At 60.7% G+C, this 22,779-nt stretch carries 19 protein-coding genes; 10 read left to right on the top strand and 9 right to left on the bottom strand.

What is annotated here, in order from left to right; genetic code table 11:
* Positions 1–3 precede the first annotated feature (3 nt).
* Genes A6U86_RS16770 through A6U86_RS16750 form a run of 5 tightly spaced genes read right to left on the bottom strand, consistent with a single transcriptional unit; the run spans position 4 to position 5,347 of the window.
* Entirely contained in the window at positions 4–1,287 is a 1,284-nt protein-coding gene (locus A6U86_RS16770) for an aspartate aminotransferase family protein (protein WP_068393346.1), read from the bottom strand.
* A 2-nt stretch (positions 1,288–1,289) separates the two neighbouring features.
* On the bottom strand, positions 1,290–2,645 hold the full coding sequence (locus tag A6U86_RS16765; RefSeq protein WP_068393343.1) for an aspartate aminotransferase family protein: 1,356 nt from the start codon (positions 2,643–2,645) through the stop codon (positions 1,290–1,292).
* 16 nt (positions 2,646–2,661) lie between these two features.
* Entirely contained in the window at positions 2,662–3,312 is a 651-nt protein-coding gene (locus A6U86_RS16760) for an HAD family hydrolase (RefSeq protein WP_068393340.1), read from the bottom strand.
* On the bottom strand, positions 3,309–4,562 hold the full coding sequence (locus tag A6U86_RS16755) for a Tm-1-like ATP-binding domain-containing protein (RefSeq protein WP_068393337.1): 1,254 nt from the start codon (positions 4,560–4,562) through the stop codon (positions 3,309–3,311). Before A6U86_RS16755 ends, A6U86_RS16760 begins: the two co-directional genes overlap by 4 nt.
* Complete coding sequence (locus A6U86_RS16750) at positions 4,562–5,347, bottom strand: IclR family transcriptional regulator (RefSeq protein ID WP_068393334.1); 786 nt, start codon at positions 5,345–5,347, stop codon at positions 4,562–4,564. The genes A6U86_RS16755 and A6U86_RS16750 overlap by 1 nt, the downstream gene beginning before the upstream one ends.
* A 315-nt stretch (positions 5,348–5,662) precedes the next feature.
* On the opposite strand from A6U86_RS16750, the gene A6U86_RS16745 reads away from it, so the two are divergent.
* From A6U86_RS16745 to A6U86_RS16715, 7 genes are all read left to right on the top strand, one after another.
* Entirely contained in the window at positions 5,663–7,117 is a 1,455-nt protein-coding gene (locus tag A6U86_RS16745; protein ID WP_068393331.1) for an APC family permease, read from the top strand.
* A gap of 62 nt (positions 7,118–7,179) precedes the next feature.
* Complete coding sequence (locus tag A6U86_RS16740) at positions 7,180–8,658, top strand: aldehyde dehydrogenase (protein WP_068393328.1); 1,479 nt, start codon at positions 7,180–7,182, stop codon at positions 8,656–8,658.
* A gap of 230 nt (positions 8,659–8,888) precedes the next feature.
* Positions 8,889–10,550 carry an amidohydrolase gene (locus A6U86_RS16735; protein WP_141683718.1) on the top strand — a complete coding sequence of 554 codons (1,662 nt, stop codon included), beginning with the start codon at positions 8,889–8,891 and terminating at the stop codon, positions 10,548–10,550.
* Positions 10,551–10,601: 51 nt separating this feature from the next.
* Positions 10,602–11,783, top strand: coding sequence for an ABC transporter substrate-binding protein (locus tag A6U86_RS16730; protein WP_068393321.1), 1,182 nt, complete (start codon positions 10,602–10,604; stop codon positions 11,781–11,783).
* A 106-nt stretch (positions 11,784–11,889) separates the two neighbouring features.
* The gene (locus A6U86_RS16725) at positions 11,890–12,759 is read left to right on the top strand and encodes a branched-chain amino acid ABC transporter permease (protein ID WP_068393318.1); all 870 of its coding nucleotides are present in this window, start codon (positions 11,890–11,892) and stop codon (positions 12,757–12,759) included.
* Complete coding sequence (locus A6U86_RS16720) at positions 12,746–14,461, top strand: ATP-binding cassette domain-containing protein (protein WP_068393314.1); 1,716 nt, start codon at positions 12,746–12,748, stop codon at positions 14,459–14,461. The genes A6U86_RS16725 and A6U86_RS16720 overlap by 14 nt, the downstream gene beginning before the upstream one ends.
* Positions 14,458–15,159, top strand: coding sequence for an ABC transporter ATP-binding protein (locus A6U86_RS16715; protein ID WP_068393311.1), 702 nt, complete (start codon positions 14,458–14,460; stop codon positions 15,157–15,159). Before A6U86_RS16720 ends, A6U86_RS16715 begins: the two co-directional genes overlap by 4 nt.
* 87 nt (positions 15,160–15,246) lie before the next feature.
* Here the strand turns inward: A6U86_RS16715 and A6U86_RS16710 are convergent, their stop codons facing one another.
* Together A6U86_RS16710 and A6U86_RS16705 are read right to left on the bottom strand one after the other, a co-directional pair.
* Positions 15,247–15,759, bottom strand: a complete 513-nt coding sequence (locus A6U86_RS16710; protein ID WP_068393308.1) for a flavin reductase — start codon at positions 15,757–15,759, stop codon at positions 15,247–15,249.
* Positions 15,760–15,769: 10 nt separating this feature from the next.
* Positions 15,770–17,332 (bottom strand): 4-hydroxyphenylacetate 3-hydroxylase N-terminal domain-containing protein, encoded by a 1,563-nt coding sequence (locus A6U86_RS16705; protein WP_068393305.1) that lies wholly within the window; start codon positions 17,330–17,332, stop codon positions 15,770–15,772.
* Positions 17,333–17,427: 95 nt separating this feature from the next.
* On the opposite strand from A6U86_RS16705, the gene A6U86_RS16700 reads away from it, so the two are divergent.
* Positions 17,428–18,324, top strand: coding sequence for a helix-turn-helix domain-containing protein (locus A6U86_RS16700; RefSeq protein ID WP_068393302.1), 897 nt, complete (start codon positions 17,428–17,430; stop codon positions 18,322–18,324).
* Between the two features lie 17 nt (positions 18,325–18,341).
* Here A6U86_RS16700 and A6U86_RS16695 read toward each other — a convergent pair whose 3' ends face one another.
* Positions 18,342–19,166, bottom strand: coding sequence for an AraC family transcriptional regulator (locus A6U86_RS16695; protein ID WP_068393299.1), 825 nt, complete (start codon positions 19,164–19,166; stop codon positions 18,342–18,344).
* A 97-nt stretch (positions 19,167–19,263) separates the two neighbouring features.
* Between A6U86_RS16695 and A6U86_RS16690 the strand changes: the two genes are divergently transcribed.
* Positions 19,264–20,193: a phytanoyl-CoA dioxygenase family protein gene (locus tag A6U86_RS16690; protein ID WP_068393296.1), complete on the top strand. Its 930-nt coding sequence runs from the start codon at positions 19,264–19,266 to the stop codon at positions 20,191–20,193.
* 21 nt (positions 20,194–20,214) lie between these two features.
* Here A6U86_RS16690 and A6U86_RS16685 read toward each other — a convergent pair whose 3' ends face one another.
* On the bottom strand, positions 20,215–20,979 hold the full coding sequence (locus A6U86_RS16685; protein WP_068394046.1) for a putative nucleotide-diphospho-sugar transferase: 765 nt from the start codon (positions 20,977–20,979) through the stop codon (positions 20,215–20,217).
* 640 nt (positions 20,980–21,619) lie between these two features.
* Between A6U86_RS16685 and sfnG the strand changes: the two genes are divergently transcribed.
* Positions 21,620–22,729 (top strand): dimethylsulfone monooxygenase SfnG, encoded by a 1,110-nt coding sequence (gene sfnG / locus A6U86_RS16680; RefSeq protein ID WP_068393293.1) that lies wholly within the window; start codon positions 21,620–21,622, stop codon positions 22,727–22,729.
* The last annotated feature ends 50 nt before the right edge of the window (positions 22,730–22,779 follow it).

Below are 22,779 nucleotides of genomic sequence, written 5' to 3'. Positions count from 1 at the left end.
GCCTCACAGACCGGACAGCGCGTCGTCGAAGATCGACAACATGTAGTCGGCATTCTCTTGGGTAAACGGCATGGGCGGGCGGATCTTCGTCGCGCATTGGTGAATGCCGATCTTGCCCATCAGTACGCCGCGTTCGCGCATGGCGTTGACGATCCGGGTTGCCTGAGCGGCTGCCGGCTCCTTCGTTTGCCTGTCGAGCACGAATTCCGTGCCCATGAAGAGACCGCTGCCGCGCACATCGCCGATGATCGAATGCTTCTCGGCAAGCCGCTTGAAAGCGCTGCGTGTGTATTCGCCGACATTGCGGGCATTCTCGATGAGATTTTCGTCCTGGATGACCTCAAGCACCGCCATGGCCGCCGCGCAGGAGACTGGATTTCCGCCGAAGGTGTTGAAATAGCGGAACGCCTTGCGGAACGCATTGATCGTGTCGATATTGGCAATGACACCGCCGACCGGATGGCCGTTGGCCATCGGCTTGCCGAGCGTGACGATGTCAGGGACGATGCCGGCGTGCTGGTGGCCCCACATATGCGTGCCGGTGCGGCCGAAACCGGGCTGCACTTCGTCGGTAATCACGAGGCCGCCGGCCTTGCGCACGGCTGCGACCGTCTTGTCGATAAAACCGGGCGGCAGATCCGGAAAGCCTTCATTGGCGAAGAACGGGTCGATGATGATGGCGGAAAAGCCGTGTGGGCTCTCCTGAAGTGAGGCGATCGCCTTTTCCACTTCGGCCGCAAAAGCCGTGGCGAAGGCATCTCCGCCTTCGCCACCGAGCGGACGATAGCTGTCCGGTGCAGGCACATGCCGGACATGACCGCCGAAGCCGCCGACCGGCGGCATACGGGTCGACAGCTGCGATACGGCCGTCGTGTTGCCGTGATAGGTGTGGTTGGTGGCGATGACGCCCGTCTTGTCCGTAACAGCCTGCGCCATGCGCAGCGCCACGTCGTTGGCTTCGCTGCCCGTGCAGGTCAGGATCGCGGCGTTCAGGCTTTGGTCGAAAGTTGCCGTCAGCCGCTCGACATAGTCGAGAATGCCTTCGTGCAGGTAGCGCGTATGCGTGTTCAGCGTCGAGGCCTGCCGCGTGATCGCCTCGACCACGCGGGGATGGCAATGGCCGACATGCGGCACATTGTTGTAGCAATCAAGATATTTGCGCCCGTCGGCATCCCAGAGCCAGACGCCTTCGCCGCGCACCAGATGAACCGGGTCGTCGTAGAAGAGCGACATGTTGCGGCCGAGAAGCCGGTCGCGGCGCGCGATAAGGGCTGCGTTATCGGACATGATCAGGCTCCCGCTGCGGCAAGGCCGGCATCGAGCGCCGTCAGGATCGTCTGCACATCCCCGGCCGTCAGGATCAGCGGTGGCGACAGGATGACATTGGCGCCGGAGGTGCGGACCATCACGCCGGCATCATAGGTCGCGTCATGGACCTTCTGGACGGTGTCCTTGGCGGCGGCGCTCTTCTTCGCACGGTCGCTGACGAGTTCGAGGGCGCACATCAGGCCCTTGCCTCTGATGTCGCCGACCAGTTCATGCTTGTCCTGCAGCTTCTTCAGGCCGGCCAGGAGTTCTTCGCCACGGGCCGCGGCATTGGCGGCGACGTCGAGCCGCTTGGTTTCTTTCAATGTGGCAAGCGCAGCGGCAGCACCGACCGGGTGGCCGGAATAGGTGTAGCCGTGGCCGATATTACCGATCGAGTTCTTGTTGCTCTCGAAAGCCTCGGCGACCTTGTCTGAAATCATCACCGCGCCGAAGGGGAAATAGCCGTTGGTGATGGCCTTGGCGGTCGACATCATGTCCGGCTTGACGCCCCAGAGGCGCGATCCGGTCCAGGCGCCAGTGCGGCCGAAGGCGGTGATGACCTCGTCGGCTATCAGCAGGATGCCATGCCGGTCGCAGATTTCGCGCATCAGCGGCAGGAAGGTCTCGTGCGGGACGATGACGCCGCCGGCACCCAGCACCGGCTCGACGATCAGAGCGGCGATGGTATCGGCGCCCTGGAAGGCGATCTCGTCCTCGAAGAGCCGGCCGATGGCCGCTGCGATCTCCGCGCCGTCGGTCGTGTTGAACGGGTTGCGATAGGCGAACGGGGCGGGCAGGTGGATGACGCCCGGCAGCAACGGCTCATAGTTGCGGCGGAAATTCTGATTGCCGTTGACCGAGGCGCCGCCAAAATGCGTGCCGTGATAGCCCTTCTTCAACGCGACGAACTTGGTGCGCTCGGGTTGACCGTTGACCTTATGGTATTGGCGAGCCAGTCGCAGGCAGGTCTCGACCGAATCCGAGCCGCCGGAGGTAAAGAATGAGCGGCTGAGGCCATCCGGCTTGAACCATTCGGCAAGCTCATAGGAAAGCTCGATCAACGGCGAGTTGGTCGTGCCGCGGAAAGTCGAGTAGTAGGGCAGATTGTCGAGTTGGTCGCGGATCGCCTTTTTCACCGGTTCGCAGGAATAGCCGAGATTGACGTTCCAGAGGCCGCCGACCGCGTCCAATACCTTCTTGCCCTGTATATCGACGATCTCGACGCCTTCGCCAGAATTGATGATGCGCGGCGGATGCGCCTGCATTTCGGCGGGATGCGCCATCGGGTGCCACAGGTGACGGGCGTTGTTTTCGATGATGAAATTGGTTTCACGCATGTCTAATCCTCTTTTTTCAGAGCCCAAGCATGGCAAGGGCGCGGGCATAGCTTTCGGCGGGGCGGGTAACGTCGAAATGCACGTAAGGCAGGTTCACGGCTTCGGCGCCCTCGATGTTCTTCTTCTGGTCGTCGACGAAGACGCAGGCCGCGCGCGGCAGGTTGAGCTCGGCAAGAACAAGCTCGTAGGCGCGGGGATCCGGCTTGAGGATCTTCGTGTAGGTGGCATCGACGATGACGTCGAAAAGCTCGATCAGCGGGAAGCGCTGGCGGAATTCGACGCCGTAGAAAAGGTCGAGTTCGTTGGACAGGATTGCTAGTTTCAGGCCGGCCTCCTTGGCGCGCAGGATGGCATCGCGCGCTTCCGGTCGCAGAACCAGCTCCGGCTCGGCACCACGCGCCCGGCGCACGAAGGTTTGCATGTCGGTCCAGTCTTCGCCGATCAGCTTGCCGACTTCGGCAGTGCGCTGCAGCCAATAATCACGTTCCGTGATCTCGCGATTCTGCATCGCTACCCAGAGCGGGTCCGTCTTGGGATCGAATGGTCCGAGCCAGGTCAGCGATCCCTTTGGAAGGCCAAGCGTGCGCTCAGTGACGTCGTGCGTCTCGAACAGGGTGCGGGTGACGACCCCGCCGAAATCGAGAATGAGGGCGCGATCGACGTTCATCGACGTCCCTCCGGAATGATGCCTTCAGCCACCCATTGATCGAAGATGGCGAGTGCCGCAGCGGAGAAGGCCGGCGCGTTGATATGGGTATCGACCTCGTGCAGGGTGACGCTCGGCGGAATGGCGCGGCGCATCTCGTCGAGAAAGGCGTCTAGACCTTCCGGATCGTGCAACGGCTCATCCGGCTTGTCCCACTCCTGTAGCCCTTCGGTTGGCAGCAGGAAGGCAATCCTTGCGTCTGAACGCGCGAGTTTTTGTCCGATCAGCCGGGCGACTTCACGCCGCCCCTCCGGCGATGTCGTCACGGATCCGATCAGCCGGTTATGGGCATGATAGGGCCGATCGGTAAAAATCTCAGGCAGCACCTGCCAGGCCTGAATATCGACCATATCGATCGCACCGGGAGCGACGATCTGCGGGATGCCGGCGCGTCCGGCATTCTCAAGCCTGTCCGGCCCGGAGGTGACGACGCTGCCATAGTGATGATTGCTGACTTCCTGGATGCAGAAATCGAAGACGGCGGCAAAGTCGCCCTTGGAGGCGATGGCTTCATAGGCGCGGCCGCCCATGCCGGTGGAGTGAAATACGGCGACATCATAGCCGCGCTTTTCCAACTCGGGCCGCAGATACTTCATATATTTCAGGCAGGACGAACCGAGCGAGGTCATGCCGATGAGCGGTCGCGTGCGATCAGGCTTGGTGCCGTGCTTCGCGGCTCCGACGACGGCGCCGCAGGCCTGCGAGAGGACCGAACGGCAGATGCTGTTGAGGCCGTAGAGACCACCAGCCCACAGTATCATCATCAGGTCGGGCGCAATGCGTTCCGGCGGGATCAGATGCGAATAGGCGATGGTGGAGACCACGAATTTCGGGACACCGAGCGGCAGGACGGCGGCGACATCGAGCGCCAGATCCGTGCCCATGGAGCCGCCGAGTACGATGATGCCATCGACAAGACCATCCTCGTAGAGGCGGAGGGTCAGTGCCGTCGCGCCCTTTGCCATGGCAGCCATGGCACTGTTTTCGTCACCGCTTTCGGCGATCGCCCGGATGGTAGTTGCAGCGGCGTTGGCGATGTCGTGCCTGGAGTAATCCGGAGTGTATGGCGGGTCGCCGAGAATGCTGACATCCATCATAGTGGGCCGGCCGCCGGCTTCTTTAATGACGGATGCCATGAACTGCAGTTCGTCGGATTTGGTGTCGCCGGTTCCGATGACGAGTATCCTTGGTGAGGGAGCCGCAGGGCTCATCAATCTGTCCTCCTGATGTTTGCAATGGTTCCCGCGGGCCTTTCCGACCCGTAATATTTTTCTGAGATTGCATTGGCGGCGGCGATGGCCTGCGCGCCGAATTCGTTGATAGCCGTTTTCGTCGTGCGCGAGAGCGGCGCGGCGATGGCGACGCAGCCGATCGGGCGGCCGCTGGGTGTGCGGATGGGCGCGGCCGTGCTGATGACGCCGGCCTCGAGCCCCTGATGGCTGATCGAGAAGCCCCGCCCTCTGGTCTCATCGAGCAGACCTCGGACCAATTGCGGTTCGACGACGGTATGTTCAGTGAATTTCTCGAACGGCTTCTTCAGTGCTTTGTCGATCTCTGCCGCTGGGCAGAAGGCGAGGAAGGCAAGGCCGGATGCGGTGGCGTGAAAGGGCAGGAGGCTGCCGACATCGACGATGATGCGATGCGCGCGGGGTGAGTCTTCGACGTGGATGGTCGAAAGCTGCCCACCGGAAAATTCCGAAAGATGCACTGTCTCTGTCGACGATTCGGCGAGCGCCTTGATGAAGGGAATGGCGACCCGCAGGAAGGGAAAGCGCGCTTCGCGGATACGGGCGAGGCGAACGGGTGCGGAACCGATGCGATAGCGGCGCGTATCCGCGTCCTGCTCGACGAAGCCGTGCTTCTCCAGTTCCACCAGAAAGCGTCGCGCCGTTGCCTTGTCGAGCGCGCACAGCCGGGCGATGTCGGTCAGACCCGCTTCCTTGTCCAGTCGTGACAGGGTGTCCAGCAATGCCAGCGCCTTTCCGATCGTGCTCATCGTTCCTCCTCTTGGGTTGGTCAGGGTCTGATTCTGTGCGTCCAGCCATAGCTTTCGTCAAATCAGACCGCAGACCCTGCGCCGCGGCACGATAGCAGCGACCCAAGATACTTAACATGCGAAATAACTTGACAGAGGCCAGGAATGTTTGCAAGTCTATATTTGAAGCTAAGGTTCAAATAATGAACCATAAGCGCTGACGGCGGCAAAATCAGCAAAAGCCCAAGCCCCGCTCGTCAGTCCGGTTTTGATGGAGGTCGCCTGCGCGCAATCGCAGCGATGATCGGATACTCTCAACAAGGGGAACGAACGCAAATGAGCACACAAAATTCGCAAGGCGCGGCTGAGAACCAGCTGCGCAAAAACAGTCTCGGCGTGGGTGCCGTGACCTTCCTGGTGGTTTCGGCCGCAGCGCCGCTGACGGCGGTCGCCGGCGGCGTGCCACTGTCGATGATGCTCGGCAACGGGCCCGGTATCCCGCTCACCTTCCTGCTGGTAACGGGCATTCTGCTTCTATTCGCGGTCGGCTATGTCGCCATGGCCCGCCATATCCGCAATGCCGGCGCCTTCTATGCCTATACGGCCCAGGGTCTCGGCGGCCTGATGGGCGGTGCGGCAGCTCTCATCGCCATCCTCGCCTATAATGCCATGCAGGTCGGCGTTCTCGGGCTTTTCGGTGCCGCGACCAAGGGCTTTTTTGCCGAGCAGCTTGGCCTTGATCTGCCCTGGTGGGTCTGGAGCTTTGTCGGCATCGCTTTCGTTGCCGTTTTCGGCTATCGTCGTGTTGATCTCTCGGCCAAGGTGCTGACGGTGCTGGTTATTCTGGAATATCTCGTCGTCCTCGTCATCGACGCCGCGATCTTCGTCAAGGGGGGCGATAGCGGCCTCTCCGCCGTGCCATTTACGCCGACTGCCTTCTGGAGCGGCACGCCGGCCATCGGCCTCCTGTTCTGCTTCGCTGCCTTCATCGGTTTCGAGGCGACGACGATCTATAGTGAAGAGGCACGCGAACCGCACAAGACCGTGCCGCGCGCCACCTATATCTCCGTGCTGATCATCGGCCTCTTCTACATGCTGACCTCCTGGTTGATGGTGACGGGTGCCGGCGCTGACAAGCTCGTGCCCACGCTGCAGGGTCTTGCTGATCCCACGACCTTCTTGTTCGGCCTTGCCGAGCGCTATGTCGGCCACTGGATCACCGTCGTGATGAGCGTTCTCTTCATCACCAGCCTGTTCGCCGGCATTCTTGCGTTCCATAATGGCGTGGCGCGCTACATGTATGTCGCCGGCCGTGAAGGCCTGCTGCCGAAGTCGGTCGGGGTTACCCACCCGGTGTTCCAGAGCCCGCATGTCGGCTCGATCATCCAGACGGTTATTGCCGTGCTTGTGATCGCACTTTTTGCGGTGACAGGTCAGGACCCGGTGCTGGCGCTGTTCTCCTGGCTCACCAATGTTGCCACGCTGGCAATCATTCTGCTGATGGCCTTTACCGCCTTTGCGATCGTCGTATTCTTCAGCCGCAATCCTGGGCTTGAGAGCAACGTACTCGCAGTCAAGATTCTGCCTGTTGTCACCGGGCTGATCCTTCTGGCGCTGGTCTATTATATCTCGGCGAATTTCGGCGCGATCGCCGGTGCCAATGGCGTGCTCGCCGTGTTGCTGCCGGGCCTTGTCCTGATCGCCGGTATCATCGGATTTCTGGCCGCCATTCGCCTGAAGTCATCGGACGCCGTCGGTTTTGCCCGGCTTGGTGCCGGACAGGAAGCTTGATGTGATCCTCTAACAGCAGTGGCGGGTATTGTGCCCGCCACTTTCCTTCGTGAGAGAATGAGATGCAGGACAAGATCGATCAGCACCGGACAGTGTCCGTTTCGCCGCAATCGCTGTTTATCGATGGCGCCTGGCGGCCACCGGTCAGCGGCGCCTCCATGGACGTCATATCCCCGATCGATGGAACCCGATTGACCACGATCGCCGATGCCGGCACCGAGGATGTCGATCTTGCCGTCAGGGCTGCCCGGCGCGCTTTCGAGAAGGGTGGCTGGTCGAGGGCCGCGCCCGCCGAACGCAAGAAGGTGCTGCTGAAGATCGCCGAACTGATCGAGAAGAACGCGCTGGAACTGGCCGTGCTCGGCGTGCGTGATAACGGCACGGAAATTTCGATGGCCTTGAAGGCCGAGCCCGGCAGTGCGGCCGGCACCTTTCGCTACTATGCCGAGGCAATCGACAAGGTCTATGGCGAGATCGCGCCGACGGCGGAGAATGTGCTCGGCCTTATCCATCGCGAGCCCATCGGCGTTGTCGCGGCCATCGTGCCATGGAATTTCCCGATGATGATCGGCGCCTGGAAGATCGCGCCGGCACTTGCGGCGGGTAATTCCGTCGTGCTGAAGCCCGCCGAAGGCGCGTCGTTGACGCTGCTGAGGCTTGCCGAAATTTGCGCCGAAGCTGGATTGCCCGAGGGGGTGTTCAACGTCGTCACCGGCCGCGGCGCTGTCAGCGGTGAGGCGCTCGGACTGCACATGGATATCGACGTGCTTGCCTTCACCGGTTCCGGCCCTGTCGGACGGCGGCTTCTGGAATATTCGGCACGCTCCAACCTGAAGCGCGTCTATCTGGAGCTTGGCGGCAAGTCCCCGAATATCGTCTTTGCCGATGCGCCGGATCTGGATCAGGCGGCCAAGGTGTCGGCCTACGGCATCTTTCGCAATTCCGGCCAAGTCTGCGTCGCCGGCTCGCGCCTGCTCGTCGAGAAATCGATCCACGAGGCTTTTTCGGAAAAGGTCGCGCGGATCGCCGGCGCTATGAAGGTCGGCGATCCCCTGCAATTGTCGACGGAAGCTGGCGCCATCTCCAGCGAGATCCAGTTGAAGAAGGATCTCGGCTATGTCGGGCAGGCATTATCCGAGGGTGCGGCTCTACGTACAGGCGGCGCGCGCCTGCTTGAGGAAACCGGCGGTTACTACATGCAGCCGACGGTGTTCGATGTTTCGCCGTCGATGACGCTGGCGCGGGAAGAGGTCTTCGGTCCGATCCTGTCGATTATCCCGTTCGAGACCGAGGCGGAAGCCCTGCAGATTGCCAATGCTACCGAATACGGCCTCGCTTCGGCTGTCTGGACCTCGAACCTGTCGCGCGCGCATCGAATGGTGCGCGGCATTCGCGCCGGCGTCGTGCATGTCAACACCTATGGCGGTGCCGACAACAGCGTGCCGCTCGGCGGCGTCAAACAATCGGGTAACGGCCACGACAAATCGCTGCATGCGCTCGACAAATATGTCGATCTGAAAACGGCATGGATTCAGCTCTAGGGCGTAAAGGCCTGGAAAAACGACCGGCTCAAATTTGGTCTCGGCGTCCTCGAAGTATTCGCTTCGCGAGCGACCGAATTCGCATGCGCGCGGCTTGCCACTAATCTGGAGTCAGCAACCATCTTGTCAATATAATTAACGTGTGAACTATGTTGACAAACATCAAACCCTGCATCACTCTAATAATTGAATGATTGGTTCAAATAATGAACCGACACGGGAACAAGATAATGGATACTTTGCGCGGCTCTGCCGATCTCATTCTCACCAATGGACGAATCTATACTGTCGAGCCGACCCATCCGTGGGTGGAGGCTCTCGCCGTCAAGAACGGCCGCATCATGGCTGTCGGAAATCGAGCTGAAATCGAGGCGCTGAAGGGCGCTGAGACCAAGATGGTTGATCTCCAGGGCAAGATGGCGATGCCCGGCTTTGTCGATATCCACAATCACATCATGATGGGCGGGCAGGCCGACCTATTCGAGACGCAAATTGCGGCGGGCGCTTCGGTGGATGCGATCTGCGCCCATGTCCGTGCGCAGGTCGAGACGACGCCAAAGGGGCAGTGGATCGTCGCCAATCAATGGGGCGCCGATATGATTACGGCGCTCAATAGCGAGGCCGCGCTCAGGAAGCTTGATGAAGCGAGCTTTGGGCATCCCGTGCTTCTGCGCGACGAGACCATGCATAACCGCTGGGTCAACAGCGAGGCGATGCGGCTTGCCGGCATCTCCAATAACCAGCCCGATCCGCCGCAAGGCTCCTTTGGTCGCGATCCGGTGACGGGTCGGCTGACCGGCCTGCTGATCGAATCCGCTGCCGGCATCGTCGAGCGCACCGTCGCAGAAGCCTTTACCGAGGAGATGGGCGAGGCAGCCGTCGCCCGCGCCGTCGAGATCGTTAATTCCTATGGCGTCACGGCCTTTCAGGATGCCGCTTCGGTGCTGCCGATCCTCAAGGCGCTGAAGCATCTTGATATCAGCGGCAAACTTTCCGCCTGGGCTGTCACCTCGCTGCCGCTGATCGAGCCGAGCTTCATGTTCGGGCTCTCTGGTTACGAATTGCTGGAGCTGCGGGACGAATATCGCAGCGCGCATGTGAAGCCGAATTTCACGAAGATCTTTCTCGATGGCGTTCCCGGTGCCCGCACCGCTGCCTTCCACGATCCCTATGTGGCGGATGCGGCGCATCCAGAGGGATATCGCGGCGAGGTATTGGTCAGCTATCCCGATCTGGTGCGCCACATCGACAAATCAGAAAAGCTCGGCATGGGCCTGAAGATCCATTGCACCGGCGATTATGCCGTCACCGAGATGCTGGACGCGGTCGAAGCCGTCAGGCATTTCAACGGCCCGACCGATATCAAGCATCACATCGCCCATGCGAGCTACATTCGCGAGGAGGATGTCGGCCGCTTCGGCCCGCTTGGCGTCATCGCCGATCTCTGCCCGATGATCTGGTATCCGACGACCTTCCTCGAGGGCCATAAGGAAGTGATGGGCGAGGAGCGTGCCACCCGCTTCTGGCCAATCGCGGCGCTGAAAGCCACCGGCGCGCTGCTGGCCGGCGGGTCGGACTGGCCTGTCATTCCGATCCCGGACCCATGGAACGGCATCGAAGGACTGGTCACGCGCCAGAATCCATCCGGCGCTTTTCCGGGCGTATCGCTTTGGGCGGAGCAGGCGATCGATCTCGCCTCGGCGATCGAGATCTACACGCTCAATTCGGCGAAGGCGATGCGGATAGAAGCAGAGACAGGGTCGCTCGCCGTCGGCAAGTCGGCTGACATTATCGTGCTCGACCAGAATGTCTTCGAGGTGCCTGCCGAGCGCATCGCCGACACCAAGGTTCTCACCACTTATTTCGCAGGTGAGCCTGTCTACCAGCGCTAGCTGGCGCGGCGAAGAGGAAACGCCGCAATTCAAAAAAGGGAAGGGAACAAAATGAAATTGAGATCCGCATTCATAGCCCTGGGCTTGGCTACCGCCGGCCTGGCATTCACGGGATCATCCGCTTTCGCGGCCGGACCGACCTGCAAGGATGGTCCGATCAAGATCGGCGCCGTCTCGACAGTGACCGGCGTGGTCGATTTCTCCGATGCGCCGAAGGCGACCAAGGCCGTTTTCGAGCAGCTGAACGAAGCGGGCGGAATCAACGGCTGCAAGATCGAATATTCGCTGGCCGACGACAAGGGTGATCCCCAGGTGGCTGCCCAGGCGGCGCGTGACCTGATTGATAACAAGGGCGTCGTTGCTCTGGCAGGTGGCGCAAGCCTGCTTGATTGCGCCGTCAATGCTGGCACTTACAACCGCAACGAAGTGCTCGCCGTTCAGGGCGTCGGCGTTGATCCCCTTTGCTTCAACGCACCGAGCATCTCTCCCGTCAACGTCGGTCCTTTCACGCTGACCACGGTCATGCTCGACTATGCAACGAAGAACCTTGGGGCCAAGGAAGTCTGCGCTTTCTTCCTGATCCTCGGTGGTACGCAGGAGGCCTACGGCAATGCGGTCGCGGCCTGGCAGAAGCTGACCGGCAACAAGGTCGGTCTTGTCGACATGACGCTGCCGCCGCAGGGCGACCTAACGCCCTATGTCATCAAAGCGCGCGATGCCGGCTGTGATGCGGTGCTCACCAATCAGGTCGAGCCGGGTGTCGTGCAGTGGGTCAAGACCGCCGACGCGCAGAAGATTTCCGGCATCAACTGGCTGTTCCTCGCACCCGGCTATACCGAAGGCGTCGCCAAGGCGCTGGCCGACAGCAAGCAGCCGATCTATGTCGGCACCGAATGGGAGCCCTATACCGAAAGCAACGAGGCCAATGCCGACTGGATCAAGACCATGGACAAGGCCGGCCTCGCAAAGACTGCCTTCTCCCAAGGCGGCTATCTCGCCGCCAAGGTGATGATCGACACGATCTCCGGCATCGATGGCGACGTGAGCCGCGACGCGGTGACCTCCGCGTTGAAGGAAGGCAAGGAGCTGCATTATTCGCTGGCCGGCAGCCCCTATGTCTTTGGTGACGCCCGCGTGCACTCGCCGATGAAGTCGACGAAGATCATGCAACTCGTCGACGGCAAATGGACCGTCAAGACGCCGGATTGGTACACGCTGGCAAAGGCCAAGTAATGGCTCTCGTGCCCGATCCTGCATTCGAAGGGCAGGATCGGGCATCGGCCTCGATGCGACGATCTGATCTGGCGAGGCAAGATTTGCCCGCTTCCGGAGTTCTGCAATGAACGCTCTATTTACAGCCGCTGTGGCTGGTCTTTCCGCAGGTGGTGCCTATGCCATCCTGGGGGTCTGCGCCATTTTCACCTATCGTCTGGTGGCCGTGGTGAACTTCACAGGCGCCGCGATTGGTGCCATGGGCACCTTCATCATGGTCGCGCTGCATGAGGCCGGCATGCCACTGTTGCCGGCGGTGTTGTTGGGCATCGCCGCCGGTGCATTCGCCGGCGTTCTGATCGGCCTCGTGATGACCACATGGTTTGCAAACGCCAATGCCTCCACCAAGGCGGCGGTGACGGCCGCTCTTCTGGTCGGCATCATCGCCCTCGGACTGCGGCTGACCGGTGGCCAGCATCCGCATAACTTCCCCGAGCTGATTTCCGGGTCGGCCTTCCGTCTCGCCGGCGTCGAGGTGACTTGGGCCGCTGTCACGACCTTGGTTCTCGCCATCGTCTTCACCGTATTGACAGAGCAATTTCTGGCTCGCACGCGGATCGGGCTGCAATTGCGGGCGCTGTCGCAGCGGCCTATGGCGGCCGAGCTCATCGGCATTCGGGTAAGGCTTTTGGCGCTCGGCGTTTGGGTAGTGACTGGTGCTGTGACCTCCTTCGCCCTGATGATTATTGCGCCGCTGCGCTCTCCCGATTTTGCTTCGTTGAGCCTGCTTGTTGTGCCGGCTCTGGCCGCGGCCCTGATCGGCGCCTTCGCCAGCTTTCGCGCGGCCCTTTTGGGTGGCGTGACGATCGGCATATTGGAAGGCGCCGTCAGCGCTGTCGATTTCATCAGTCAGTATCGCAGCACCGTTCCGTTTATCGTCATTCTTGCTGTCCTCCTGTGGTCGCAAAGAGGAGCCCGCTGGGATGAAGCACGCTAGTTTCCGCGCAGCCGCCGTTACCGCCCTGTCGCTTGCCGCCATCGGCGTACTCGTTCTTTTGCTGCTGCCCAAATATTGGGTGTTTCTGCTGACCGCGGTTTTCATAACGGGCATTGCCCTGCAGAGCCTCGGCCTCGTCGCCGGGCGCACCGGCATGATCTCGCTTTGCCAGATGTCCTTTGCAGGGGTCGGTGCCTGGGTGACGGGATATCTGAACGTCATCGAGGCGCCCGGCGGCCTTGTCGTCTGGATGGTCATCGGTGGTCTCGCAGCCGTGCCTGTCGGCATCGCCATCGGCCTGCCGGCGCTCCGATTGCGCGGCATCAACCTGGCGATCGTCACTCTCGGTTTTGCCGCGGCTTTCGATACGGTGCTCGCGACGATTACCTTTCCGGGGCAGACGACGTTTACGCAGGTGGTCCGTCCCGCGCTCTTTGAGAGCGACTACGGCTTCTTCATCTTCGTGCTTCTGACTTACGGCGTGATCGCCGTGGCGCTCGAATTCGTCAGCCGATCGCGGCTCGGCGCCTCCTGGCTCGCGGTCCGACACTCGGAGCGGGCGGCGGCGGCACATGGCATCTCCATTCCTCGCGCAAAGCTAAGCGCCTTTGCGATCAGCGCCTTCATTTCCGGCGTGTCGGGCGGTTTGCTCGCCGGCTATCTCGGGACACTGGTCTCGGAAAACTTCTCGATGATGCAATCCCTGGCGCTCTTCGCGGTCGCGACGATGGTCGGCGCACATTTCACCCTCGGGGCTGTCATCGGCGGCATGTTGATCACGTTGTTTCCCGAACTGCTGCGCAGGCTCAACCTGCCGCAGGATGTCGGCAATGTCTTCTTCGCAATCGGCGCCGTACATGCCCTTTCCTCGGGCGAAACCATCAGCGAGACTTGGGCACGGCTTGCGCGCAAACTGCTTCCCAAGCGCCTTGCAGCCTGCACGCATAGGCGATCGAGCCATCTTCCGGCTGCCGGTGTGCACGAACCAGGGCTAGCGCTTGAGGTCAGCGATCTCACGGTCCGCTATGGCGCCGTCGTCGCGCTGGACAAGGTCAATCTGCAGGTGCCGGCAGGCACGGTCGTTGGCCTTGTCGGCCCGAACGGCGCTGGGAAGTCGACCATGGTCGATGCTATCGCCGGATTTCTCGCTGGCTATGATGGCTCGGTGAAGCTGAATGGCAAACCTCTGGAAGGCCTTTCCGCCACGAGCCGCGCCCGGCTGGGCATCCGCCGTACGTGGCAGACCACGCGCATCGCGCCGGAACTCAGCGTTGGCAACTATGTGCGACTTGCGGCCGGCGCCATTAGCGACGACGAGCTTTCCGCCATCCTGCAATGGTTCGATTGCCCACCGGCCGATACACCCATCGCTTCGGTCGATGCGGGTACACGGCGGCTGCTCGATGTTGCCGGCGTGGTCGCATCGCGGCCGCCCGTCATCCTTCTCGACGAGCCGGCCGCCGGCCAATCCTACGCCGATGCTGTCAGGCTCGGCGAACGGATTGCCGCCATTCCCGAGGCGTTCGGCAGTGCCGTACTTCTGATCGAGCATGACATGGATCTGGTGCGGCGGGCCTGCTCTGTGATTACGGTGTTCGATTTCGGACGCGTGATCGCCAATGGCGCGCCGCAGAGCGTTCTCGCCATGCCGATCGTCCAGAAAGCCTATATGGGCATCGAACTTGAGGAGGCCGCCGAATGACCGCGCTTTCCATCAAAGGTCTCGTCGTCAACCGATCCGGCATCCCTGTCGTTCGCGGCGTGGATCTTGCCGTTTCGAGCGGAGAAATCAGCGTTCTCCTTGGCTCCAATGGGGCCGGTAAGACCACGCTGCTCGAAAGCCTCTCTGGCATCATTCCGGCAGCGTCGGGGTCGGCCTCGTTGGATGGCACGGAGTTTCTGAAATTGCGCGCGGGCCTGCGTGCCCGTGCCGGCATCAGCCATGTCGAGCAGGGACGTGCCGTCTTTCCGGAGATGACGACCGAAGAAAATCTCAAGGTCGCGCTCGATCCCGGCGCAGATCTGCAGGAGGCTTACGACCTGTTTCCGGAGCTGCGTCAACGTCGCGATATCAAGGCCGGCATGCTGTCCGGCGGCGAGCAACAGATGCTTGTCATCGCCCGATCGTTGCTGACACGGCCGAAGGTGGTCATGATCGATGAAATGTCGTCCGGCCTGGCGCCGGTCATCGTCAGCCGCCTGATGCGGGCGGTCCGGCAACTGGCTGATGCCGGCATGGCGGTTATTCTGGTCGAGCAGTTCGCGGCCCTTGCCCTTGCGATCGGCGACCGCGCCTATGTGCTGCGCAGAGGTGGCATCGTCTATGACGGCGATTGCGCCACGCTCGCCAATGATCCGGCGCAGCTTCATCGTCTCTATCTTGGAGATGCTGCTGCCTGACGAGATAGTGACACTTTGCAAGACGTGATGGGGATGCCGTGCTTCACTGCATCCCCATTCGTTTCACGTTCTTTGGTAGTCTTGCACTCAGCCGCCGAAACTCCCTGCCTGCGTCGGCACGTGCACATAGTTGCGGTCGAAATAGAGCAGTGCATGCCCATCCTTGCGGCTGCGGATATCGATGACCTCGCCGATGAAGATGTGATGCGTGCCGACCAGCCGCGCTTCCGTCAGGCGGCAATCGAAGGAGACGATCGCATCCGATAGCGCCTGGCTGCCGGAGCGGAAATCGATCCAATTCGCGGCAGCGTAACGCTCTTCCATCTCGGCACGCTGGCCGGCGAAATAGCCGGCCAGTTCCTTGTGTTCCTGCGTCAGGACATTGACGCAGAAGCGGCGGTTTTCGAAGAAGAGGCCGGTTTGCGCCGAACGGCTGTTCATGCAGACGAGCAGCGTCGGCGGCTCGTCGGTGACACTGCACATGGCGGTGGCGGTGAAGCCGCCACGGCCGGCAGGGCCATTTGTCGTGATCACGTTGACCGGCGCGCAGACCCGCGCCATCGCGTTGCGGAATTCGCTTTTCGAGAGTTGCTCCTCCATCGCAAAGCCCTCATTCGGCGGCGTTGCGGATGGGGGAGGTTTGCCCAAGCGGCGGAAGCCAGGTATCTCCGGTCCAGCCGTTTTCGTCGTAGTCGCTCATGCAGCGATCGACGAGCGCCTCCATCTCCCTCAACCGGCCGCCGCGCTCGGCGCCTTTCAGCACCTGCAGCCGGACTTCCTCCGGCGCGCCGGCATAGTTGAGCTCGTAAAGAGCGTGTCGCCCGCCGAATTCCGTGCCTGTGGCGTCCCACAATAGCTTCATGATCTTGATGCGCTCGACATGGCCCATATTGTCGGAGCCGCGCACATATTGGGCGAGATAGCGATCGATCTCCGGGTTGCTGAAATCCTTGGCCGACGAGGGCAGGTAGATAAGGCCGGAGGCAACGACCTTGCGTACGGTCTCAATGACACGCGGATAGGCCTCCGACATGAAGGTGCGGTAGGAAAGGGCGGCCTCCATGTTCGGCAGTACCGCGCCGTTAGCCCAGGGCTGAGGATTGTAGGCCATGGCATTGGAGAACGACCAGAACATGTGGCGCAGCGCGATCACTTCGCCGAGTGCGGCCTGATTGCCGCGGAAGGCATCGCCACCCGTCGCGCGCAGCGCCTTCGCGAGCAGCCCGGCGAGGAAATCGAGCTTGACGGCAAAGCGCGTGCAGCCCTGGAAGCAATAGCCGTGCATGAAGCCGGAGGCCGGATGGAACGAGAGGATCTTGGCCGCGTCGCGCAGCACCAGCACGTCCTCCCAGGGCACGAAGACATTGTCGAGCACCAGGATCGCGTCGTTCTCGTCGAAACGCGACGACAGCGGATAGTCGAAGGGATGTCCCACGGTATTGGCTGTTTGCTCGTACGAGACGCGGCAGAACATCTTGATCCCGGGCGCATTCATCGGAACGATGAACATGACCGATAGTGACGGGTCTTCCGTCACGGTTGCCGAGCTCTGCGCGAGGAAATTATAGTGGGTGAGGGCCGAGGATGTCGCCACCACCTTGGCGCCCGAGACATAGATGCCGGCATCGGTCTCCTTGGTGATGTGGACGAAAACATCCTTGACGGCATCGGCCGGCTTGTGGCGATCGATCGGCGGATTGACGATCGCGTGGTTCATGAAGAGCACGGATTCCTGAGCACGCTTGTGCCAGGAAAGCGCGTTGTCCTTGAACGGCCCATACCAGTCGGCATTGGCGCCGAGCGTGTTCATGAGGGCTGCCTTGTAGTCGGCCGTGCGGCCCATCCAGCCGTAGGACATGCGCGCCCAGTCGGCGATAGCGCCCTGCTGGGCGACGAGTTCTGCGGAGGATTTCGCCACGCGGAAATATTTGTGCGTGTAGCCGCCCGATCCGGTATCGGTCGGCGATGTCAGACGTGCCTTGGACTTTTCGTCATGCAGCGCGTCGTACATGCGCGCGATCGAGCGGGCGGAATTGCGCATGGACGGATGGGTGGTCACATCGGCGATGCGTTCGCCGTTGATGTAGACTTCGCGGCCATCGCGCAGGCTTTCCAGATATTCGGCGCCGGTAAATGGGCGGGTCTTGTCGCCGCGGTGATCTTCAGCTCGCATCTCGTATTCCTCCCTTGAGATCTTGACCGATGCTACGTCTCCGCTGCTGCCGCGGCCATGGACAAAGGAGGCAATTCGCTGGTACTTTTTCCGGCATGTCGCAGAAAAACGAGATCCCGAATTTCTTTGTCTATGGCGAGCCAAGCCGCGCGCTCGACGTCGGATTCCTGCATGTCGAAACGGTCATGGACCGGAAAACGCTGCATTTTGGGCATGTGGCGTCCCACAAACATCCGTCGATGGGGCAGATCACCTATTGGTACAAGGGCGGCGGTCATTACCGGATCGAGGATCGGACTTGGAATTTTTCCGCTCCGACCATCAGTTTCATTCCGAGCAATATCATCCACGGATTCGAGGTTGACGATCAATCGGATGCCATTGTCGTATCCGTATCAGACGATACGCTGAAGGCGCTCGCGCCCCAGGTGGATCTCAGCCTGGACATGCCGACGTTTCTGACAGGCCGGCCAGAGGATCCCTCCTGGCAGAAGCTTGGTGTGCTGCTGGAGATGATCAGCTTCGAATACAGAGAGCGTGGCGGACAAAGCGAAAAAGTCATGCTGGGATTGATCGGGGTCGTACTGTCTCTGATGAGCAGGCTCGGCGGCAGCGCCGCCTTGCCGTCAGCTTCCCCCACAGTCACCCTTGCCTTGTCGCTGCGCAGCGCCATCGATCGGCATTACAAGAGCGATTGGCCGGTTGGCCGCTATGTCGAGCTGCTTGCGACGACGCCGCATCTGCTTGACAAGGCATGTCGCGAGGTTTTCGGGCTCACCGTCAAGGAGATGCTGCTCGAGCGGCGGCTGCTGGAGGCCAAGCGACTATTGATGTTCACCATCCGCTCTGTCGAGGATATCGGCCGCGAGGTGGGGTTCGAGGATCCGGCCTATTTTTCGCGCTTTTTCCGCAAGCGGATGGGGGAGGCGCCAGCGGCGTGGCGTCGGCGAAATTTGGAGCGTGGTCCTGCCGGCCGGGATGGTGAGGCGTAGACGGCGGCTTTGGTCGATCAGCTTGTTCGGTAGCGGGCACGGAACTCGCGCGGCGTGCAGTTTTCCCGCTCGTGAAACAGCCGCGAGAAGTAGAATGCATCGTCGAACCCGATCCTGGAGGCGATGATCTCGATCTTGTCATCCGTCGTCGCCAGCAGTTCCTTGGCGTGGTCCATGCGCACCCGAAGCTGGAAGCCTTTCGGCGGCAGCCCGACTTCCGCCGCCACCTTCCGGCGCAGCGTTGCGGACGATATGCCGTATTCGGCGGCGAAGGCCGCCATGTCCAGAGGCTCCGTCGCTCGCCTGCGCAAGGCCTCGATGATCTCGACGATATCAGGCCCTTCTTGCGGAGAAAGGGTTGTTCCGCTCGGTTGGCGGGCTGACAGAATGACGATCTGGTGCAGCGCCGATGCAGCTGAGGCTCTGGCGAGATTGGTGTCCTCCAGGAGATCGGCGTGAAGGCCGCTGAACAGACGCTGCACGCGATCGAGATTGCGGAGGGGGATGAGCGGAGATTGTTCGCTGATCAGCCGCAGACGCAGGAAGTCGCGCACCACAGAGCCCTCGAAAAGAGCCCATCGCTCGCTCCAGCCATCCTCATCCGGCCCATATGAATGTTGGCGATTTGGAAAGAGCCAGAAGAGGGCCGGCCCCTTCACGCTCTGCCGGCCGACGGCCTCGGTTTCGAGGAACCCTTGGCCATGCTCCACCAGGACGACAGCATAGTTCGGCAATTTTCGTGCCTTCACCGAATGCGTGACATGCTGCCTGCCGCTGCCGGTAACAGCCAGCCCTCCCATGGTCGCGAGGGGCGAGCGATAGATCGCATTCGTCGTTTTCATGATGAGCGAAAAGTCCAGTATTATTTTCCTCCATGTAGAAAATCAGTTTCAACAGCTAGATTCAACTGGTCTTCAATTCAGATTTCTGGTGAGTGAAATGTCGATTTCCATGCAGACGACGCAAGGCGATGAGGAAAGCTTCAGCCTTGTTGCCAACGGTAAAATCCTGTCGACGGCACCAAATCGGCTCGGTGATCTCACTCCCACCGATCCCGGCATCGGCGTCGCGGCAATCCGCCACCTCTATGAAGAGAATGGCTATGTCTGGCTCAAGGGCTTCCTGCCGCGACGCGAGGTCATCGAATTCCGTGGCTGGGTGTTCGGTCATCTGGCCAACACCGGATTGATTGCACCGGGAACAGATCCGCGGGATGGGATCGCCTCAGCGATCGCGCCGGACAATAGGGCCGTGGATCGTTATCTGATGTCTCTGGTGCGTTCGGTGGCCTATGAGGGCTTCTGTACACAACCCCGCATGGCCCGCTTCATGGACGAATTCCTGGCTGGCATTTCCTATCTGCACAAGCGCAAGATCATGCGCCATGTCCGGCCCGGGACGACGATTGCGACGCCGGCGCATTATGATCTCGTCTATCTGCGTGGCGGCACAAGCAGGGTTGTGACATCGTGGATTCCCATCGGCGATATCCCTGCTGAAATGGGCGGCCTGACCTATCTCGAGGGATCGCACGCAATCGGCGCGAGGATGGAGCGTGAGTTCAACGAGCGGAACGGCGATCTCAGCCCCGAGGAACGCGTAAGTGCCTATAATCGCAACATGACCGAGGGCGGATGGGTATCGAAGGACCTGCCTGAGATGGCGGAGCGTTTCGACACCCGCTGGCTGACCGCCGACTATGAAGCCGGCGACATCATGCTCCATTCGCCTTTCATGATTCATGCCTCGACCACAAACCAGGACAAGGGCCACCGTCTGCGCCTCTCCACCGACATCCGCTATCAGAACGTCAATGACGAGATCGACGCCCGCTGGAACAACCATTGGAGCCTGGACGACATGCTGTGATTTGAGCCCGCGATTGTCGGCTCAGCTGTAGTTGTTCAAGATACGCTCTATGTCTTCGACCCGGTCGCGCCGGCGCTTCAGGCGCTTGCCGATGCGGCCGAACCAGCGCTTGCGCTTTGTCGCCTCCCGGCTCGCCTGGAGCTGTTCGATGAAGACCTGGCTGACGGCTCCATTCTCGACGCGATCGAAGATCCAGCAGAAGGATGCGGGCAGCTTCACCACGCGGAACAGCGGAAGGGCGCTCGCCGCATCCTCGGCTATGATCTGCTCAAGAACGAGCTGATCCCACATCTCTGGATTGGCAAGGCATCCCTGCCGCCAGCGTTCCAGCAGCTGCGCGGCCGCGGGCGTGTCGTTGATGAGGATGGTCGCGCTGATCAGGCGTTGATTGCCTTCGTAGTAGGCGGCGATATCGCAATCGAGCTTGTGAAGTTCCGGCCAGGGATTGCGGTGAAAGACAGCATCGACGTCGACATAGAGCAGTGGGCCGTGCAGCCTTTCCCTTTCCTGCAACAGAAAACCTGGTTTCAGGCCGGCGTTCAACACCCAGCTGCCGGCACTCTGTAATGCCGTCGCTTGTACCTTGAGGCCGATCCGTTCGGCGGAGCGCGACATGCGCTCCTTTTCCTGTTCGTAAAAACTGCCTTCGGTGAAAAATGCAACGATCGGACCATCGGTGGCCGTCGTTTTCGATTTGCGTTCTGCCAGGTCTTGTTCTGTCGGGAAAGGAACGATCAACGCACGCTGCTGGGCAGTCCACGGGCGGATTTTATTCAGGATATTCAACAAGGCACCTTTGGGGTTAGATAAATACGTTCAAATGCCCGCTCGCTTGCCCTAGCAATTCGAGTTCGATGCATGTTTTTCTAAATCCCAACATTGGCGGAGAACTTGCTGGCACCGCCCCTGATGCGCCGCAGGTTCCGAAGACTTTAAACAGGTGAGCAGTTTTATTAGGTCAATTGTAGAAAGCTCACCTCGCTGACACCGGTTCCTGATTGGCAAATCGCCTGATCTTCGCTAATCGATTGCTCATGTCTGATAATGTTGTCAAATTTGAGCGCCGTCCCAAGCCGAAGCCACCGAGACAAACGCCTCCGTGGCTGAAGCGTTTGCTGGCGATCATTATCATTGTCGCGTTTTTCATAGCGGCCTACGCTTACTTCACCCTGAACGGCGGCGCAGCCGGGCCGACATTCTGATCGTAGCGCCTTCCCGGCGATTCCCGTCGGTGTCTCCTGGAGATCAAATGTCAGCCATGCACTTCACTGCTCACATCGTTGAGGCTTAACGAGGCAGCTTTTTCCCGAAATGGGCGAAACTTGGCATGAGTATGTTCGATATGCCATAAAATCTATAGAGTATGTCCGAGTGAGCTGCGGGACCTCGATCTTGCTGCTCGGCTGAAGAGCCTTCAAACCGGGAGATGTCAATGAGCGATGTAAACAGAGAGCCTTTGAAGTTTGCCTACTGGGTGCCAAATGTCTCCGGCGGACTCGTCATTTCGAACATCGAGCAGCGTACGAGCTGGACAATCGACTACAATCGCAAGCTTGCACAGATCGCCGAAGCCAATGGTTTCGACTATGCGCTGAGCCAGATCCGCTTCACCGCCGGCTACGGCGCCGAATATCAACATGAATCGGTTGCTTTCAGTCATTCGCTGCTGGAGGCGACGACACGGCTGAAGGTGATTGCCGCCCTCCTGCCGGGGCCGTGGGCTCCCGCGCTTGCAGCCAAGCAGATTGCCACGATCAACCATCTCACCAACGGCCGCGTTGCCGTCAACATCGTCAGCGGCTGGTTCCGCGGCGAGTTCCATGCCATCGGCGAGCCCTGGCTCGATCATGATGAGCGCTATCGTCGCTCCGAGGAGTTCATCCGCGCGCTGCGCGGTATCTGGACAGAGGAAAGCTTCACCTTCCGCGGCGATTTCTATCGCTTCACCGACTACTCGCTGAAGCCGAAGCCGATCGACCCGCAGCCGGAGATCTTCCAGGGCGGCTCGTCGCGCGCGGCGCGCGACATGGCCTCGCGCGTGTCGGATTGGTACTTCACCAATGGCAATACGCCGGAGGAAATCGCCAAGCAGGTCGAGGATATCCAATCAAAGGCGAGAGACAACGGTCATCATGTGCGCGTCGGCGTCAACGCCTTTGCCATTGTACGAGATACCGAGGAAGAGGCGAAAGCCGTTCTCGCGGAGATCATCGAGAAGGCCAATCCCGAAGCGGTGAAGGCCTTCGGGCACGAGGTGAAGAACGCCGGCAAGTCCTCACCCGAAGGCGAGGGGAATTGGGCGAAATCCAGTTTTGAAGATTTGGTGCAGTATAATGATGGCTTCCGCTCGAACCTCATCGGTACGCCGCAGCAGGTGGCCGAACGGATCGTTCGCCTGAAGCAGGCGGGTGCGGATCTGATCCTGCTCGGCTTCCTGCATTTTCAGGAAGAGGTGGAGTATTTCGGTAAGCAGGTCATTCCGCTGGTGCGCGCGCTGGAGGAGGCAGAAGGCACAGTCGCAGTGGCGGCCGAATAGGTTTCCTCCATGCTCCGAAGCTGCACTACTGAACTTTCCGAGGGCTTCGC

This window comes from Rhizobium sp. AC27/96, from assembly GCF_001692325.1.
In the GTDB taxonomy this organism is placed as follows: domain Bacteria; phylum Pseudomonadota; class Alphaproteobacteria; order Rhizobiales; family Rhizobiaceae; genus Rhizobium.
Note: the sequence above shows the minus strand (reverse complement) of the source record. Positions and strands in the feature narration are given on the sequence as shown.